Origin of the sequence: Capnocytophaga sp. FDAARGOS_737 (assembly GCF_009730375.1) — a bacterium.
Lineage (GTDB): Bacteria > Bacteroidota > Bacteroidia > Flavobacteriales > Flavobacteriaceae > Capnocytophaga > Capnocytophaga leadbetteri.
This window is the reverse complement of the sequence record NZ_CP046316.1, coordinates 176854-196179: the sequence shown is the minus strand read 5'-3', so window position 1 is coordinate 196179 and position 19326 is coordinate 176854. Positions and strand designations below refer to the sequence as shown.

General features: G+C 37.8%; 19 protein-coding genes. 17 read left to right on the top strand and 2 right to left on the bottom strand.

The window, feature by feature from the left end:
- Positions 1–46: 46 nt before the first annotated feature.
- The 11 genes from FOC45_RS00890 (at position 47) to FOC45_RS00840 (ending at position 8898) form a co-directional block, all read left to right on the top strand.
- Entirely contained in the window at positions 47–784 is a 738-nt protein-coding gene (locus FOC45_RS00890; protein ID WP_009390959.1) for a type III pantothenate kinase, read from the top strand.
- On the top strand, positions 781–2061 hold the full coding sequence (locus FOC45_RS00885; RefSeq protein ID WP_009390958.1) for a membrane protein: 1281 nt from the start codon (positions 781–783) through the stop codon (positions 2059–2061). Before FOC45_RS00890 ends, FOC45_RS00885 begins: the two co-directional genes overlap by 4 nt.
- A 12-nt stretch (positions 2062–2073) precedes the next feature.
- Positions 2074–3417: a hypothetical protein gene (locus FOC45_RS00880; RefSeq protein WP_009390957.1), complete on the top strand. Its 1344-nt coding sequence runs from the start codon at positions 2074–2076 to the stop codon at positions 3415–3417.
- A gap of 72 nt (positions 3418–3489) precedes the next feature.
- A complete protein-coding gene (gene lptC / locus FOC45_RS00875; RefSeq protein ID WP_370513653.1) occupies positions 3490–4035 on the top strand; it encodes an LPS export ABC transporter periplasmic protein LptC in 546 nt (181 codons plus the stop codon).
- A gap of 3 nt (positions 4036–4038) precedes the next feature.
- Positions 4039–4221: a hypothetical protein gene (locus FOC45_RS00870; protein ID WP_009390955.1), complete on the top strand. Its 183-nt coding sequence runs from the start codon at positions 4039–4041 to the stop codon at positions 4219–4221.
- Complete coding sequence (locus FOC45_RS00865; RefSeq protein ID WP_009390954.1) at positions 4218–4439, top strand: hypothetical protein; 222 nt, start codon at positions 4218–4220, stop codon at positions 4437–4439. Before FOC45_RS00870 ends, FOC45_RS00865 begins: the two co-directional genes overlap by 4 nt.
- Before the next feature lie 120 nt (positions 4440–4559).
- Positions 4560–4850 (top strand): hypothetical protein, encoded by a 291-nt coding sequence (locus tag FOC45_RS00860; RefSeq protein ID WP_008623307.1) that lies wholly within the window; start codon positions 4560–4562, stop codon positions 4848–4850.
- A gap of 5 nt (positions 4851–4855) precedes the next feature.
- Positions 4856–5146, top strand: coding sequence for a cell division protein ZapA (locus FOC45_RS00855; protein ID WP_009390953.1), 291 nt, complete (start codon positions 4856–4858; stop codon positions 5144–5146).
- A 236-nt stretch (positions 5147–5382) separates the two neighbouring features.
- The gene (gene rny, locus FOC45_RS00850; RefSeq protein ID WP_095914157.1) at positions 5383–6954 is read left to right on the top strand and encodes a ribonuclease Y; all 1572 of its coding nucleotides are present in this window, start codon (positions 5383–5385) and stop codon (positions 6952–6954) included.
- 10 nt (positions 6955–6964) lie between these two features.
- Entirely contained in the window at positions 6965–7471 is a 507-nt protein-coding gene (locus tag FOC45_RS00845; protein WP_009390951.1) for a mechanosensitive ion channel domain-containing protein, read from the top strand.
- Between the two features lie 47 nt (positions 7472–7518).
- Positions 7519–8898: a DASS family sodium-coupled anion symporter gene (locus tag FOC45_RS00840; RefSeq protein WP_009390950.1), complete on the top strand. Its 1380-nt coding sequence runs from the start codon at positions 7519–7521 to the stop codon at positions 8896–8898.
- 74 nt (positions 8899–8972) lie between these two features.
- On the opposite strand, the gene FOC45_RS00835 is transcribed toward FOC45_RS00840, so the two are convergent.
- Positions 8973–10508, bottom strand: coding sequence for a RagB/SusD family nutrient uptake outer membrane protein (locus FOC45_RS00835; protein ID WP_009390948.1), 1536 nt, complete (start codon positions 10506–10508; stop codon positions 8973–8975).
- A 12-nt stretch (positions 10509–10520) separates the two neighbouring features.
- Entirely contained in the window at positions 10521–13577 is a 3057-nt protein-coding gene (locus tag FOC45_RS00830) for a SusC/RagA family TonB-linked outer membrane protein (RefSeq protein WP_009390944.1), read from the bottom strand.
- 272 nt (positions 13578–13849) lie between these two features.
- Between FOC45_RS00830 and FOC45_RS11920 the strand changes: the two genes are divergently transcribed.
- From FOC45_RS11920 to FOC45_RS00805, 6 genes are all read left to right on the top strand, one after another.
- Complete coding sequence (locus FOC45_RS11920) at positions 13850–14200, top strand: hypothetical protein (protein WP_009390943.1); 351 nt, start codon at positions 13850–13852, stop codon at positions 14198–14200.
- A 489-nt stretch (positions 14201–14689) separates the two neighbouring features.
- Positions 14690–16456 (top strand): leucine-rich repeat domain-containing protein, encoded by a 1767-nt coding sequence (locus FOC45_RS00825; RefSeq protein WP_009390940.1) that lies wholly within the window; start codon positions 14690–14692, stop codon positions 16454–16456.
- Between the two features lie 130 nt (positions 16457–16586).
- The gene (locus FOC45_RS00820; RefSeq protein WP_009390939.1) at positions 16587–17000 is read left to right on the top strand and encodes a hypothetical protein; all 414 of its coding nucleotides are present in this window, start codon (positions 16587–16589) and stop codon (positions 16998–17000) included.
- A gap of 84 nt (positions 17001–17084) precedes the next feature.
- The gene (locus FOC45_RS00815) at positions 17085–17933 is read left to right on the top strand and encodes a CsgG/HfaB family protein (protein ID WP_009390938.1); all 849 of its coding nucleotides are present in this window, start codon (positions 17085–17087) and stop codon (positions 17931–17933) included.
- A gap of 53 nt (positions 17934–17986) precedes the next feature.
- Positions 17987–18436, top strand: coding sequence for a hypothetical protein (locus FOC45_RS00810; RefSeq protein WP_009390937.1), 450 nt, complete (start codon positions 17987–17989; stop codon positions 18434–18436).
- A gap of 1 nt (position 18437) precedes the next feature.
- Entirely contained in the window at positions 18438–19319 is an 882-nt protein-coding gene (locus tag FOC45_RS00805) for a DUF6175 family protein (RefSeq protein WP_009390936.1), read from the top strand.
- Positions 19320–19326 lie beyond the last annotated feature (7 nt).

Here is a 19326-nt window from a genome sequence, read left to right as displayed (position 1 = left end):
TGTAGGTAAAGAATTGTTAGAGTCCTTAAAACAATCATAGAAAATTTTGAATTTAGTAATTGACGAGGGGAATACCCTTATAAAAGTAGCCGTTTACGACGGAGGTAAACAACAGTTTTTCGAGTCCTTTGAGAAAGACAACTTTCAGCAGCAATTCTTGGCGAGAGTTCCGCTACAAGACTGCACACACGCCATTATCGCTACAGTCGTAGCTGAGGCTGAAGAGCGTTTTAGCTTCCTCTCATCATTAGTAAGCCACTGCGTAATGATGAGCGCACAGACACCCGTGCCTTTCACTAACCGATACGCTACCCCCCACAGCTTAGGCATCGACCGCATCGCCTTAGTAGCAGGCGCGGTGAGTCGTTTCCCACAGCATAATACCCTTATTATTGATGCTGGTACGTGCTTAACTTTCGACTTTGTGAATAAAAAAAATGAATACCTCGGTGGCGCTATAGCCCCAGGCATAGCAATGCGCCTAAAAGCAATGCACCATTTCACCTCTAAACTACCGCTGATAAGCGAACAAGATTTTGACAATCAGCAGTTTATAGGCACTAACACCCGAGACTGTATGCTCTCAGGAGTATATAATAATATCGTATGCGAAATAGACGGCGTAATAGCCCAATACACCCAAAAATACCCCGATTTGACAACTATTCTCACAGGTGGAAATCAGATTTATTTGGAGAAAAGAATAAAAAATCGGATATTTGCAGGCTCATTCGTATTGTTGGAGGGCTTAAACGCTATTCTTGAATATCAAAAACAACTATGAACAAAAAGCTAATTACACTTATCATCACCTTATTATCAGTAAGTTACAGCGCACTTGCTCAAAAGACTACTGAATCTCCTTACTCGTTTTACGGAGTAGGCGAACGCAATTTCAACGGTATAGCTGAAGAGAGCGCTATGGGAAATATCGGTGTCTTTGCCGATAGTACAAGGGTAAATATGCAAAATCCTGCTACCCTATCAGAACTGAAATACACGGCTTTTTCAGCAGGTATGACGATGCAATCAAAAAAAATTGTTACAAATAACACAAGTGTCAACACCCGTTCGTCAGCTTTTGATTATTTCACCTTAGGATTTCCTATTATTGATAGGTTAGGCGTTTCTTTTGGCTTAGTACCTTACTCATCAGTGGGCTACCAGCTAAAATCAGAAACCTATGGCACTACCTATCAGTATCAGGGCAATGGCAACGTAAACCAATTTTTTGCCTCAGTTGGCTATAAACTTCGCCAAGGCTTCAGTTTAGGGGCTACTGTTCGCTACAACTTCGGTACTATACAAATGACTGACATACAGCAGTTGCGCAATGTAGAGTTCTTTACTCAAGAAGACAGCAAATCAGTAGTAAAAGGCGCTACTTTCAACCTCGGACTTTATTACGAACACCCTTTACAACACAGATTGCACCTCTACAGTTCATTAGTATACACCCCTCAAAGTGTGTTAAGGTCTGACAACGAGCGCAGTATCTCTACCTTAGGCTACGCTTCAAGTTCAAATTCAAATGGGGGTGCCCAGCTATCGGTACGCGAGGTGCAACAAGTAAACCTTAGCGCGCAAGGCATCAAGAAAACAAACCTAACAATGGGCAGCCAAATAGAAGCAGGTATAGGGATAGGCGAGCAACAAAAATGGTTTGCCGGATTAGAATACACCTATGCTAACACCAGCAAATTTGCTAATCCATTCCTAACTACTACTAATGTAAGCTACAAAGACAGCTATAAAATAGAAGTAGGTGGATTTTGGATACCTAACTACAACTCATTCACAAGTTATTGGAAAAGAGTAACTTACCGTGCAGGATTTCACTACGAAAACACTGGCACAGTACTTAACGGACAAGCCCTCACCAAATTTGGCACGTCTTTTGGACTTAGTTTGCCAGTGAAAGGCTTTTCTAACATCACTACCGTATTCGAGTACAGCAAGCGCGGTACCCTAAGTGCGGGATTGCTGAAAGAGAATTATTTCAACCTAAAAATAGGATTCACTTTAAATGATAAGTGGTTCCAAAAAACAAAGTATCAATAAAAACAAACGAAAATGAGAAGAAGAATTTTATTAGCCACTATCGCCGCGAGTTTTTTCTTCGCCGCGAACGTGCAAGCACAAGATTGCAAAAGCAATGATGAACTAAAGCAAAAACTTTCTATATTTAGTGAGTATGCAAAAGCTAGAAATTACAACGAGGCATACCCTATATGGAAAGAAGTGTACACCCAATGCCCTTCATTGCACTATGCTACTTTTGCCTATGGCGAACGCATATTGCAAGACCGTATCAAAAACAATACTGCAGGACAAAAAGCTCAATCTGTAAAAGAGCTTATTCAGCTATACACCGACTATAATAAGCTATTCCCTACTCGCCTATCAACTACCGATATGCGCATACGCCAAGCGCTACTTATGTTTGACGAAAATGCTGGTAGCGAACAAGAAATATACGACTTGCTAAACAAGGCTTTCACTGAAGACAGAGCTAACTTCAAGAACGAAAAAGCTCTTTATTTGTACTTCTCTGAATTGGTAGCTCTACACGAGAAAGGACAAAAAGAATTACAAGAAGTATTCGATGCTTACGATAACGTATCAGAAAAAATACAAGACGAAAAGAATGAGCTTTCTGCTACTATCAACCAGTATTTAGCTCAAGAAGAAGCTGGTATTATCAGCGAAAAAGATAAGAAAACATTAGACGCAAGCCGTAAACGTGTAGATAACTACGAAACTATAGCCGAAAGTGTAGATGCTAAATTAGGGCAGTTAGCCGATTGCCAAAACCTTATTCCATTGTATACTAAGAACTTCGAGGCTAACAAAACTAACGAAGAATGGCTACGTCGTGCTGCTGGAAAAATGTCTGATAAAGACTGTACTAAAGACCCTCTATTCGTTAAGATAGTAACTTCACTACACAACGTGAAACCATCAGCTAACTCAGCTTACTACTTAGGGGTTATGAGCGACAAAGATGGCAATACCTCTAAAGCGATACAGTATTACAATGAGGCTGTAAACCTTGAGACAGATAACTTTAAAAAATCTAAGTTGCTTATCAAAATAGCTTCTAAGCACAGCAAAGCACAAGCTGTAGGTTACGCTCAGAAAGCCTTAACTTACAACCCTTCAAACTCTGATGCTTACCGTATAATGGCACACGCCTACGCAAGTTCTGCTAACGAATGTGGTAGCACTTCTTTTGAGAAGAGAGCAGTATACTGGTTAGCGGCACAAATGGCACGCAAAGGAGGTTTGGAAAGTTTAGCAGCTCGCTATGATGCTCTTGCTCCAAGCAAAGCTGACATCTTCGAGTCTGGCTTAGCTGGCAAAACTATCAGCTTCAAATGCTGGGTAGGACAGTCTGTTACTGTACCAAGATTGTAGTGGTAATAAGCAGATTTGAAAATGAACAAATTTGCAAGCGATTATATGAAGAAAATAATTACATACAAATTAATGAAAAGTATTGTCATACCTTTGGGTATGGCAATGCTTTTTTCGTGTAGTAATGATATGAAAAATCTTCAGCAACTAAGTGTGCAGAAGAAATTCCCTCAAGGAGAAGCCTACGACTTTAAGTTGGTATATACCGACTCTTCTAAAGTAGTAGCTGTACTGACTAGCCCTCTGAACAAGGATTTTTCAAACCAACAAATGCCCTATTCTGAGTTCCCCGAAGGAGTTAAGGTAGAATTTTACGACCAAGCCCGCCATAAGAATACCGTGCAGGCAAAGTACGGCATCATCTACCCGAGTGCTGATATGGTAGAGCTGCGCGACAGCGTAGTGCTGACTACCTACGATGGCAAAAAACTCAATACAGCACAACTGTTTTGGGACCAAAAAGAAGACTGGATTTTTACCGACAGAGAGTTCACCTTTACCGACACCAAAAAAGGTACTGTTACCAAAGGAATAGGAATGGACTTCGACAAGAAATTTTCAACCGTAAAAGCCCATAAAACTACTGGTATTCTATCTATTGAAGACAAAGACGAATAAAATATGAATGCACGTATCTTTTTTGAATACGCCTATTTGGCAATTGCCCTTTATTGCGCCTACGAGGCGTATCAGCTGTGGAATGCTACACAAGGCAAACCTTATATGTATATCATCTTTGCCATAGCCGCAGTAGCAATGTTTTGGCTAAGAAGACAAACCCGACTAAAACAAACAAGAAAATGATTGATTTTATAGGTTATGCAGCCTCCTTTTTTGTTGTTTTGAGCTTTATCATCAAAGACAACTTATTGTATATACGCCTTACCAACCTTGTGGGGTGTATCCTCTTTGTAATATACGGCTATTGTATAATGAGCATTCCTGTGATTCTACCCAATGCTTTTTTGATAATAGTGCAAATAGTATATATTTGGAAGTCTACCCAAAAAGCTCAGAAATAAACACAATTAGGTGCTGATAGTGAGACTATTAAAAGTATATTTTTCAATTATCTATTAAAAAAATTGTTTTTATTTTAAAAATACACTATCTTTGCGCCAAATATTATAGTATCGCTACTGATGAGTAATATAAGCCAATTAGTGGACTTAATTGAGGCTAAGACCGTATTGCTAAAGAAGAATATAGAGGCACTGAAGGAGGAAAACGAAAGCCTAAAGCAGTGTATAAACGGTCTCCTTGAAGAAAAAAAAGAGTGTGAACACAACCTCTCTGAACTGAAGAAGCAGAATGATGCCCTGAAAGTAGCGAACCGCATATTGGGCAGTAAAGAACATAAAACTGAAACAAAACAGAAAATAAATGCACTCATACGCGAAATCGATGCGTGCATAGCACAACTTTCTAAATAAATGCAATGGACAAGGATTTGCTGAATATCAAACTAATGGTAGCCGATAGGCTCTATCCTCTCTCCATTGACCCCTCAGAAGAGGAAAGTTTTAGATTGGCGGCTAAAAAGATAAATGAAATGATTCAAACCTTCGAGCGGCATTACGACCTGCGCGACAAGCAAGACGCTATAGCTATGTGTGCAATAGTGCTAGCGCGCCAAGCCTCGCAAGAAAAGCTGGACGAAGATGACAAACAAGAGCAAATAACTAAAAAGCTACAGGATATTTATGCTGTGCTTAATAGTCTTGCTTAAAATAAAAGTTCTTTTACATAAGAAAAACTTACTGCCTATATTGATTAACCTTTCGGTAAACTCAACATTAACATTAAAAAAAAGGGTGAGTTGGAGTGGCTAAAGCGTGCCGCCATTGCGTTGCGGATACTTGCCCCACCCAGTATCCCTAAACCTGTTTCTCAGAGTTTTACGTGAAACAATCTAATCAATATAGGCTTTTTTTATATAATCAATTTTATATCATATACCAAAAGATGGACAGTACAAGTATTATAGTAATCATTGCCGTTTTTATCATTGCGCTATTCGTAGGATTTAGCATAGCAAAAGTTCTTGAGAAGAAGAACGCTTCAAAAATTATTCTCAATGCACAAAGCGAAGCCGACATTCTACTCAAAAATGCTAAAAACGAGGCAGAAAACATCAAAAAAGAAAAAATCTATCAAGCCAAAGAGAAATTCTTAGAACTTAAATCAGAACACGAAAAAACTATCGCTGCTAAAGACAAGAAAATGGCAGAGGCAGAGAAGCGTATTCGCGATAAGGAATCGCAAGTATCTAACGAGTTAGCCCAAAACAAACGTTTAAAAGACGAGTTAGAAACTAAAACACAAGAGGCTGAACACCGCCTGCAAACACTCGACAAAAAGCAGGAGGAAATAGACCGCCTACACAAAAGCCAAGTGCTACAGTTAGAAGTTATTTCAGGACTTTCTGCTGAAGAGGCCAAAAAGCAATTAACTGATTCGCTGCGTAGCGAAGCACAAGCCGATGCAATGGCTTATATACAAAACACTATTGAAGAAGCAAAACTAACTGCACACCAAGAGGCACGCAAAATTATCATCAATACCATACAACGTATCGGTACTGAAGAGGCAGTAGACAATTGTGTATCGGTATTTAACCTCGAGTCTGATGAAGTAAAAGGCCGTATCATTGGGCGCGAAGGGCGCAACATACGTGCCCTCGAAGCTGCTACTGGGGTAGAGATAATAGTAGACGACACCCCTGAAGCAATTATCCTCTCTTGCTTTGACTCTGTACGCCGCGAGATAGCACGCCTTTCATTACACAAACTCGTTACCGATGGCCGTATACACCCTGCTCGTATAGAAGAGGTAGTAGAAAAAACTACTAAACAAATAGAAGAAGAAATTGTTGAAATAGGGAAACGCACTGTGATAGACCTCGGTATACACGGACTACACCCTGAATTAGTGAAGTGTGTAGGGCGTATGAAATATCGTTCTTCATATGGGCAAAACTTATTACAGCACTCTCGCGAAGTAGCTAAACTATGTGGGGTTATGGCTGCAGAATTAGGTTTAAACCCTAAACTTGCCAAACGTGCCGGACTACTACACGACATCGGAAAAGTGCCACAAGTAGAAAGTGAAACTCCTCACGCACTACTCGGTATGGAATGGGCTGAGAAATACGGCGAAAAACCAGAAGTATGCAATGCCATAGGGGCACACCACGACGAAATAGAGATGACCTCTCTACTATCGCCTATCGTACAAGTATGCGATGCTATCAGTGGAGCACGCCCAGGAGCGCGCCGCCAAGTGCTTGACTCTTATATACAACGCTTAAAAGACCTCGAAGACGCAGCCTTCACTTTCCAAGGTGTGAAGAAAGCTTATGCTATACAAGCTGGTAGAGAGTTACGCGTAATAGTAGAAAGCGAAAAAGTAACTGATGATAAAGCGGCAGAACTATCATTTAACCTATCGCAAAAGATACAAACTGATATGACCTACCCAGGACAGGTGAAAGTAACCGTTATCCGCGAAACGAGGGCAGTAAATATCGCCAAGTAATACCCCTTTTATGATACTACAACAATATCTATATCAGATTATTGCTACGGTAATAGCTATCGTAGTATTTGTAGTATTGCGTTATTTGGTAAATTCTATTATTGGAAAATTCGGAAGAAAAGCAGACTTTGGTGAGAGCCGTACTCAATTGGTAAAAAAGTACATCGACTATTTTATCTATGCCTTGGCGGTGCTTACCTTAGTCTCTATATGGGGTATTAAACCAGAGCAAATATTTCTCTTCGTATCGTCTGTACTTACGGTGATAGGTGTGGCATTTTTTGCTCAATGGTCTATATTGAGCAATATCACTGCAGGAATTATAATATTTTTCTCTTCCCCTTTCAGAATAGGTAACACTATTAGATTCGTAGATAAAGAATTCCCTATAGAAGCTAAAATTATAGATATCAGATCTTTCTATACCCTACTAAAAACAGCTAAAGGCGAAGAGATAACCCTACCCAACAATCTCTTGCTGCAAAAAGGAATTATTATCATAACACAACAATCGTAACTACTCTCCTACCTACCTTTTTAAACAAAACTCTAAAACTATTTGATATGTCCTTAACCAAAATGATTAGAAAACCGTCCCTTATAGTAATAGCTATACTCATAGCCTCTTTACTATATGCTTTCTTACCTTACCCTGCAGAAACTAACAAAGGCCTAGCTCTTTTAGCTTTCGTAGCTATCTTGTGGCTTACTGAAGCTATACACATCACTATTACAGCACTTTCAATACCCGTAATAGCGATACTATTAGGCTTAGAAACTACTAAATCTGCTTTGCAAGCCTTTGCCAACCCTACTATCTTCTTGTTTTTTGGGGGCTTTGCCATTGCCACAGCACTAAGTGTGCAACAACTCGACAAATACATCGCTTATAAGGTGATAGCCTTAGCTCGAGGCAACTTTATGGTTGCAGTCTTTTTACTATTATTAGTTACCGCTCTCCTATCAATGGGTATTAGCAATACTGCTACTGCTGCTATGATTATCCCTTTGGCCATCGGGATGCTCAAAAATATAGACTACAAAAGTAATAAAGGTACTTATGCCTTTGTTATATTAGGTATAGCCTATAGTGCAAGTATAGGTGGTATGGGCACCTTGGTGGGTAGTCCACCGAATGCTATTGTGGCCTCACAACTTAAAATCAGTTTTTCTGAATGGTTGCAATATGGTATGCCTACCGTATTAGGCTTAATGCCCTTAATGTTGGGTACTATGTACCTCATATTCCGCCCTAAACTAAATATCAAAATAACACCAGAGGTAACAACTGATAAACTTAACAGCAAGCAGTATATCACTATTCTTATTTTTGCTGTCACGGCACTATGCTGGATATTTGGTGATACCCTAAATGTACAACTGTCTTCTTTATTAGGCATCAGCAAGATAGGTGATTTTGACGCTGTAATAGCTATGATAGCCGCTATAGCTGTATGTATAACCGGAGTGGCTGAATGGAAGCAAATACAAGAAAATACCGATTGGGGAGTGCTAATGCTCTTTGGTGGAGGGCTCTCTTTAAGCCTTATCCTAACCCAATCAGGGGCAAGTAAGGCATTAGTAGACTCTATTCAGTTTCTGATAGCAGGACAAAGCCATTTTGTGATTGGGCTTTTAGTAGCTACTTTTATTATCTTCCTTACCGAATTTACATCAAATACTGCTAGTGCTGCTCTGTTAGTGCCTATATTTATATCGGTAGCTGAAAGTTTAGGAGTGAATCCTTTAGGGCTTTCGCTCATCATAGGATTGGGTGCCTCTTGTGCCTTTATGCTGCCTGTGGCTACCCCTCCTAATGCTATTGCTTTTGGTACGGGAATGGTAAGCCAACGCGATATGATAAAAGCAGGATTTGTACTCAATATTCTTTCTATTATCTTTATCTCGATAATAGCTTATTTCTTCTGGGGAGGAATTAATTAACAAAAATACTAATATAAAAATAAAACGGCTGTACTCTATGGAGTACAGCCGTTTTGTTTGTATATTATAATTATCTACCAGCCTGGGTTTTGTTGCCAGTTGGCTCTGCCTCTTTCGTAAAGGATATCACTTGGAGGAAGTGGCCAAACCATCTTATAATTGGCTGCTGGAATATTCAGTTGATGATATTGGTCAGCGGGATCTGATACTATGGCATTCAGATTTTGAGGAGTACCACGTACTACCCCTAAATTCCAACGCTTGATGTCTGCCATACGGAAGCCCTCGAAAGCAAGTTCGCGGTTACGCTCATTTTGTATCTCTGCCCAAAGGTCGGTATAGGTGACTCTGCCAATGCCTCGCGCTGCACGCAACCTATCCAAATAGATTTTAGCATTGGTTTGATCGTTGTTTTTATAAGCGGCTTCGGCTGCTATTAAGTATATCTCGGCAATACGAAATACTTTAGGACGGTGCATATAAGTAGACGAAGTACCTGATGTTTGCTTTAGAAGAGGATTGTCAGGGTATTTATTTACCAAATACAAATCGGTGAAAGTAACACTACCATAATTAGCAAAAAGCTTTTTGATGTAAATAGACTTACGATAATCGCTGTTATTATACAAATCTACAAAATCTTGAGTGGGCACCACTCTTGGCAAATACCTTATTTCATACCTACGCAATCTATAATTCCACTCTTTTTGGTAGCCCAAATAAATGTCATTGGCTGAGGGTAACTCTGCTGTATTACCTACATCGTATTTAGCATAAAGCTGTACAATACTCTCTGCAGTATCATCATCTTTCCATACTTTTTCTAAATCACTACTGCTGGTTACTAAGCTATAACGACTGCCAATGATAGAAGTAGCTGCGGCATAAGCCTCTGCCCATTTGCCTCTGTAAAGCAATACTCGCGCTTTGAGTGCTGCCACTGCATCTTTAGTAAACTTCTCTGCCCCTAATGAGCCTGTTACATCGCTGAGACGGGTTTCTGCTTGCGCTATATCGGCTAAAATAAAATCATACGTCTGACCTACTGTACTTCTGTTAGGGAAGTTGTTGATAGTAGGCCCGCTTAACAAAGGCAGTCCGTATGCTGAAGCCTCGTCAGTAGGACAGTAATGTGTAATTAGATAAGTGTAATAATAAGCTCGTGCTAAATACAATTCGCCTAAATTGTGCTTTATTTGTGCCGAATCGGTGCGATAATTCTCTTGTGGAATAGCAATGGTAGGAATACCCTCTAAACCTATATTGATGTCTTGTACCGCCTTCCAATAACGCTGCCAAATAGCAGCTGTAGCTCCGTTATTGACTGTGAATAATGACCAGTTTTGGAAATTGGTAATCGTTTCGTTAGTACCATCTCTTTTGGTCATATTCAAGAAATCAGCTTGCAAATCGGTAGCATACATCGCACTTCCGTATACGTTTGTACGCAAGGTATTGTACATACCATTCACCCAAAACTGTGCATCTTGTACCGTTTTGAACGAGTTAGCTTGGCTCAAATCTTCATAAGGCTGTTGATCTAGGCTAAAGCAGCCTGCGAAAAACAAAGGAGCCACTACTAAAGTTATTATTTTATAAATCTTTTTCATTGTTTTGCATTTTTAAAAATTAACATCAACCCCTAAAGTAAACTGACGTGAAGGAGGATAGCCCCCTGATGATATTGGATTAGTGTATTCAGGGTCTGCCCCCTCATATTTGGTAAGCGTAAAGATATTGCGAGCCGTAGCATATAAGCGTACCCCTTCAAAGAATCGTATCTGCTTAATAACCTCTTTAGGAAGGCTGTAGCTAAGGGTAATATTCTTTAGACGCATAAACGATGCATCTTGTATCATACGCGCATCAGATGAATTTACAAATGTTGTAGTGTTTATCTTAGGGTGACGAGTGTTATCACCTGGGTTTTTCCAATAATCCAAAATCTTTCTGCTTAGGTTGTGATCGCCAAACTGGTCAGGATTTTCGGTATACTTCATATCGTAATTCCATTTGTATCTTTCTAACGAAAAAGAGAATGCCATATCGAGCGAGAATGTTTTATAGCTTACATTCCAACCAAAACCACCATTGATAGGTGCTTGCATTTTCTTGCCTGTAGTCTGTCCTAATTTACTAGAATCGTAAGTAGTTGACACCCTATTATCATCGGTTACTTGCTCCATACGGTCATCACCTGGTATATAGTACTCCATTTGTCCGGTATCAGGATTTACCCCTTTAGGGATAACCGCAGCCCACTCGAGCGCACGCCCTAACTTATACCCTATTTCAGAAGAAGGAATCACATTAGAGGTCTTGTTGCCAAAAAGGGCGGTTACTTCTTGTTTGTTATAGTTTACGTTGAAGTAAGGACGCACTGTTAGGTCTTGATTTTTACTTCTGTAAACTACTGACGAGAAAGTAAAGTCGACACCACGATTGCGCATACCCCCTGCATTGTCATAGAATTGAACTTGCCCAGTGGTACTATTGAGGTCGCGGCTAGAAATCATATCATAGGTTTCGCGGTCGTAGTACTCGATGTTGAAAGAAGTACCTCTATCTACCACCAAGTTTAGCCCTACAGTAGTTTTGCGTTGTTCTTCCCAACGCAAGTCAGGATTCCCTAATTTACCTACGGTATAAGCTGTTTTGCTTTGGTAGAAATTGTCAGGCTTTACAGTGGTGATGTGGTTATAGCCCCCTAAAGCGTTTCCTGAAAGCCCTGTACTGAAGCGCAAATTAAGGTCTGAAAGCCATTTCACCTCTTTTAAGAAGTTCTCTTGTTTTAGCTTCCACATCGCACCTATCGCCCAGAAATTACCATAGTGATTGTTCTTACCAAAGGCTGACGAACCATCGCGGCGCATTGATAAATCTACGAAATAACGGGTATTGTAAGAGTACTCTAATCTTCCGAAGTAAGAGTTGAAAGTACTTACTGACTTTTGGTCTTCTATTCTTTTATTTTTACTACCGTGACGGAGCATTGTAAGTCCTTCGGCAGGCTGCCCATAAGTAGCCGCATCTAATTGTTTAGTGCTGTTTTCGACAGACTCTTGCCCCAATAACACATTGAAGCTGTGCTTTTTAGCTTCACCTAACAAAAAGCGGTACTCTAATGTATTAGTAAGCGTTTTGCGAAGGGTACGGTTGTTAGAGACAAAAGTGTAAGGATTAGGATCATCGTAGAACTTATAGTCTATAAACGATGGCAATTCTCTTTGTTCTGATTCGCCATAGCCGTATTGTACCCCTCCTTGTGTTTTGAATATAAGGTTTTTAATAGGCTCTATGGTAACGAACCCTGATGGCAAAAAGTCATCGTTGAAGGACTCGGTAGGGTGTGTTTCGGCATAGTAGTCGGGGTGATAGAAACCAGCTGAACGGCTAGTGATACCAGGGATATAGTTCTTGCGTCTGCCATCTTCGTAAGTAGGACTGTAAAGCGGCAAAGCTATCACCTTAGGCATATTGAGAGAAGAGCCGCCTTCGCGCTCAGTATGTCCGGCAGCAAATGAGAAACCTACTTTTAACCAATTTGTGATTTGGGTATTGATACTACCATTGACGGTATAACGGCGGTAATCGCTGCGAGGTGAAGTAGAACCCTCTTGGCTGAAGTGCCCAAATGATAGGTAATAAGAGCTATTATTAGTACCCCCAGAGATAGAGACATCGGTACGAATCAACGGTACGAAATCTCTGAAGAAAACCTTATCCCAACGAGTATTGTAAGGATTGGCAGCTAAGATTTTATCTGCTGACTGTCTGGCAACATCCTTGTTTGAAGTGAACTTGCCTGCTGCCAAGTTTACGGCTTGAGGATCTTTTTCTATCCAGAAATCCATATACTCGCGAGGGGTCATCATATCATCGAAGAACTTACGGCTAGCGTTAGTAAGTGCCGTAAAACCGAGTTGGTGACTGATAGTAACATTAGTACGCTCGTTATTACGCCCTTTTTTGGTGGTGATGAGTATGACCCCATTGGCCGCACGTGCCCCATAGATAGAGGTTGAAGCTGCATCTTTGAGCACCGTAATGCTCTCGATGTCATTAGGGTTGAATCGGCTCATCACATTGGCACTAACAGCAATCCCGTCCATTATATAGAGGGGTTCTTGGGTTCTTTCACCGCGTAGCGCCCCTTGGAAGTTGTTATAACCGTGGATAAGGATATCGCTATTGCTACCAGGGCGACCCGAATCGCTGGTAACGACAACCCCTGCTAAGCGGCCTTGTAGCGCATCGGATACGCTGGCTACAGGTGCTGCACTTACGTCCTTGCCCTGCACTTGCGCTACTTGCGCTACCGTACGGCTGGCGAGCTTAGGAGCCCCATAGCCGGTAACTACCATTTCTTCGAGCTCTTGTACGTCGTCTTTCATCACTACATCGAGCTTTTTGGTATTGGCGGTTACTTTCTTCTGTACGGTTTTCATTCCGAGAAACGTAAAGTCGAGCACATCGCCTACGCTGGCATTGAGGGTGTACTTACCGTCGGTGTCGGTAGTGGCTCCTCGCTGAGTGCCTTTAATCATAATAAACACACCTAAGAGAGGCGTGCCAGCTTCATCTTTCACTGTACCTGAAAGCTGCACATTTTGAGCCGATACGGAAAATATCGCCAAAAAGAAGAAGCCCCAAGTGAATAACTGTTTTAATTTCCTCATTTTGATTTTTATTATTACAAGGTGGCAAAGGTATTATTTTATTTATTAAAATGCAAGGAAGAGAAAAAAATATCTCACTAAAACACTTTTTTGTTATAAAATTATCAAGTGGGGGATTTGGCAAAAGCAGTGTTTTTTTCTTTTTTGAGGGCGATTAGTAGACGTTTATACTTCGGTGAGCGTTCGCTTATCGTTCGCTCTTCCTGTATCGTTTGTATAGTGTTTGTATAGGGTAAGTGTATTTAGAAAATTTTTCTGGGAGGGGTGGGCAGATGGGAGGGCTGAGAAGGCTGGGAGGATTGGGAGTGCGAGCCGCACTGGCGATTGTGGGACAGGTAGGACAGGTGGGACGGGTGGGACAAGTGGGAGTGCGAGCCGCACTGGCGATTGTGGGACAAGTGGGGCGGGTGGGACGAGTGGGACAGGTGAGACAGGTGGGACAGGTGAGACGGGTGTGGGGCGATTGTGGGAGGGGTGGGACGAGTGAGACAGGTGGGACAGGTGGGACTGGTGGGACAAGTGGGACAGGTGAGACAGGTGGGACAAGTGGGAGTGTGGAGACCTATTTTCTCAAATTATATCTTATTGATTGTGAAATAGTTGAAAGATTATACATAAAATAAATGTTAAAAAATTTGTGTATTTTGTGTTTTTATTGTAATTATGCACCCTAAAATATAGAAAAAATAAGAAGCGTTAGCTTTTGTTCTGTTATCTGAAAACTGGAAACTTTCATTGCGACACAGTACAAAAGGGTAATGCTCATCGCCTTTATAGGCGTGAGTGAAACCTATTTGTGTTGCAAGGTGATTCCAGTACCTCAGATGACAAAGAGTGTTACTCACGCTTTTTTTATTTCTACTATTTTATACATTTAAGAAAAGGCGTTAGCTTTGTTCTGTTATCTGAAAACTGGAAACTTTCGATAGCAACACAGAATAGGTTAGCCTATAGCGCAAAGGGAGTACTTGCAAAAAAGTGCTTTCCTTTGCCGTATGCGACTTCTTCTAAAAAAAGAATAAATCTTCGGCTTTTATAAAAACTCCTAAGTCTAAAAAGGTGAAACTTTTTGGGCACTAAGTGTATTAATTGATTTTAATATATCAATAATAATGAAAAAGATATTTTTTACTCTATTTTTATTCGGTTGTTTATCGTTTAATTGTTCTAAAAGTGATAAATCTCTACCTATTGACAACAATGGGAAAGGCAATATCAGTTATCAGAAAAATAAAGAAGAGGGAAAAATTCCCTCTAAATACTATCTGCTAAGCCCTGACAAAAAAACTTTAATGCAGTGGTTTAATACCGAGGCTACTAGCATTAATATGCAAGAGGACAAAGTACTAAAAGAGGTAACCAAAATTAGTGATAATATTTTTGAAAATTGTAAGAAAGTAGTGTCAATTGTACTACCTGATAAACTTACCGATATTGGTGTAAATGCTTTTGGACAATGTGAAGCCCTAAAATCAATTGTAATTCCTGAAGAGGTAACAATTATTAATGATCGAACTTTTAGTAATTGTAAGGCATTAAGTCAGATAAAACTTCCTCAAAACTTAAAATCTATAGGACAGAACTCTTTTTATAATTGTATATCATTAGAGAGTATTGACATTCCTAATAGTGTAGAAAGTATAAAAGATGGGGCTTTCCATAATAGTGGTTTTACATCAATTACCATTCCTGAAAAAGTAACCCTTATACCTAACCAATTCAACTTTTTCACAACATTCTATCAATGTGAAAAATTAAAAAGCATTACTTTTCTCAATAAAATGAGTAGTATCCCCAATAGCTTTTTCTATGGTTGCAAATCATTAGAGAGTATCAAATTTCCTAAAAATATTACAGCTATTGAAATAGGAGCTTTTAACGATTGTCCTTCTTTAAAAAACATTACGATACCAAGTACTGTTACTCACTTTTCTTTTAGTAATAACCAATATATACAATCGGTAATAATTGAAGAAGGGATTACAAGTATTGAAGCTACTGCATTTGATAATTGTAAGGCATTAACCTCTATTACTCTTCCTAAAGGTTTAAAAACAATCAAAACAGCTTTTAGAGACTGTATTTCATTAAAGCATATTACAATACCAAGTACTGTTACTCACTTTTCTTTTAGTAACAACCAATATATACAATCGGTAGTAATTGAAGAAGGAGTTAGAAGCATTGGAGAAGAAGCTTTTGCAGATTGTAAATCATTAAGAAGTGTAACACTTCCTAAAGGACTAAAAGTAATTTATAAGTCAGCTTTTAAAGGTTGTGAGCTATTAGAAGAAATAAATATCCCTAATAGTATTACCTATATTAGTACTCTTGCTTTTGCTCATTGTTATTCATTGGGTAATATTAACATTCCTAATAATGCTGTTGTACAAATTGAAGAGCTTGCTTTCAGTAATAGTGGCTTAACTTCAATTATAATTCCTAAAGGAGTAACTTTTGTATCTATATTTACTAATATAGAACCTATTGTTTTCTATCAATGTAGAAAGTTAAAAAGTATCACATTACTTAATAATATGAAAAGCATTGGAGGGTATTTTATTTCTGAATGTGATATTTTAGAAAATGTAAAGCTACCTGAAACACTTATTACTATTGATAATTTCTTATTTCGAGATTGTAAAGCTATAAAGCATATTACTATTCCGCACAATGTTAGAAAAATTAATGGTTTTGCTTTTTTTGCTAACAATATTATTACTATCACTTTAGAGGGAAGCATTCCGCCTGAATTAGATAGTCCATTTTTACTTAAAAATAAAATCAAAAAAATTTACGTGCCTGCAAATAGTGTATTAGAATATAAAGCTGCAAACCAGTGGAATAAATACGCTAATATTATAGAAGCAATGCCTTAAAACATTGATTTGTTTTTATTTTTTAGCTATGAATATTACGAATAAAGCAGCTATCCGAAGAGCTATTTTATAAGAGGCGAAATCCTGAAAAGCCTAAAAAGAGTAGGGAATAACACTAATATTTTATCAGATGAAGAATCTATTCTTTATTATCAGTATCTTACTTTTATTAGTTTCTTGTGTAAAAGATGCTGTTACTAATAATGAGCTATCTGGACATAATTATATAATAGAAAGTATAACAATTAATGATGTCAAACAAGAACTGGACTATTGTACTAGCGATGAACATATAAGTTTTGGTAGTGTAGAATTCACTCATAGCAAGTATGGATTTGAAGAAGAATATGGCCGAAAAACTTGTAGAGTACGTGTAGTATCAGGAAATTATAAAGCTGTTCGCAATAAAATTGAATTTAAGACGGCAGAAGGTGACTTTTCTTATACAGCGACTCTTTCAAAAAATCATCTAACGATATCAGGGAAGGAAAAGGATAAGAAAGGGAATGAATATAGTTTTTCAAAAACATATATAAAACAGTAACTAAAAAAATAGCTATTTTTATAAGAGGCGAAATCCCGAAAAGCCTAAAAAGAGTAGGGAATAACTTTAATATTTCTTTATTCAATGAGAAAAACATTTTTAACAATCATCACATTATTTACAACTACAATAGCTGTAAATGCACAATCAGAAAAAATTTCAGTAGGAATACTTCCTACTAATGGAGCAAATGGTCAAATTACAAAAGAAACTGTAATGGTGACAGAAGAATTATCAAATGCTTTTTTAAAAACTAATCGATTTAGCATTGTAGACAGATCTAAAATGGAGTCTTTAAAACGAGAAAGAGAACTTCAAAAAACAGAAGACTTTTTAGATGGCTCCGTAATCTCACAGTCTAAAAGTATAGGTGCTAAATACCTAATTTCAAGTGTATTATCTGATTATGTAAATACAGGCGACAAGTGTCAATTCTTAATTTCTATAAAAGCAATTGATGTTGAAACAGGAGAGATCATAGCTTCTGAAAATTTAACTCCAAAATCAGGAGGGTTTGGTAATACTTTATTAAGTGGAGTTGTAAATGCAGCACTAGAGACAGAAGGTTCTTTAACAAGTCAAGAAAAAGCTTTTAAAAAGACTCTTGATAAAATGTCTCCTCAAATTGAAGAGTTCGTACTTAAGAACTTTCCTGTTGAATTTGCAATAGTAGAAGAACAAGATAAAGGGAAGTTATTAGTATCTGGAGGTAGTTCATCTGGCGTAAAAAAAGGTAATATTTTGAAGGTTTATGAAGAAACAATGATAAATGTAAATGGCAAAGAACTTAAGCGCAAAAAAGATGTTGCAGAACTAAAAGTAGAAAAAGTTGAAGATGAAAACTTTTCAACTTGTTCTATCAAATCAGGGGATAAACTGCTGAAAGAAAAAATAAGTACTAATGCTAACCTAAAAGTTACTTTTAAACAATAACTTCATAAGGAGTTGCTTTATGTAAGCAACTCCTTACAAAAATCAATAAGGAAATGAAACATAATCTATTTTATTTTTTTGTACTTTTTGTATTATTGAGTAGTTGTAAAGTTACTCAATATCAAACACCCAATATACTTTTAATATCTGAAAATAAAGGAGAAATAACACTTAAAACTATTAGTCAAAATAGTGATAAAGGAGTAGAACAAGCACAAAAATTAGTAATGCAAACAATATTGTTTAGAGGGATTGCTAATAGTAATAGCCTTAACATTCCATTAGTCCCTAATGAAAATCAAAGTTTAGTACAGTATAAGGAGTACTTTTCAAATTTTTTTGATAAAGGATTTTATAAGACATTTTTCATACTGTCTCAAGAAAGTAATATTTCTAAAAATATAAGAGGAAATAAGCAATTAGATATTGTAATGAAGATCAATGTCAATGCTTTAAGAAGAGACTTAGAGCAAAACGGTGTAATTAGAAAATTTGGTTATTAAAATGAAAAAAATATTTTTCTTATTATTTGTTTTGAGTTTTTCATTAAATGCTCAAAACAAAGCAACAGATAGCGGTGGACAAGTAATAACTGTTCAGCCTAAAATTATGGTCATTCCATTTGTAAAAGAAGGTGAAGATATTCGTACTATTTTAGAAGAAGATGCAGATAAGCGTATAGCTATTACAAAAATTAAGGAAGGGTTTGATAACAGAGGTTTTACAACTGTTGATTTTACTGCCAAATTGAAAAGTGCAAAAGATAATTCTATTTTTACTTCTGATAATCAAAATGACTTAAAAACACAGATTATTGAAATGTCAGGTGCTGATATCTATGTTCTTTCTGAAGTTGTTATACATAAAGGAAGTTCTGGAAACTCAATCAAAATTATACTTACGGGTTATGAAGTATCAACAGGAAATTCTCTTTCTAATAAAGTATGCGAAAGTGGAAAGTTTTACTCTGATGACTTTGGAAGATTAGCTTCAAAAGCTGTAGAAAGTTGTATAGATGACTTTTTAAATGTTATGCAGACAAAGTTTACAGATGTTGTAAATAATGGAAAATCTATTATTGTAGATATTAGTTTTGCTGAAAGTTCTCATTATAATACATCTTCTGAGTTTAAAGATGAATTATTTTCTGATTTATTAGAAACTTGGATGGAAGAAAATGCTTTTAAAAACAATTATCATATACAAGGAACTACTGATTTAAGAATGATTTTTGACGATGTAAAAATCCCTTTAAAAGATCAAAGTAACGGACGTAACTATAATCCAAATAAATTTGCTTCTCTTCTTATTAAATACCTTAAAACTTTAGGGCTTGAAGTGGGACGAGACATAAAAGGCAATACTATTTTCATCATCATTAAATAAATTTGAA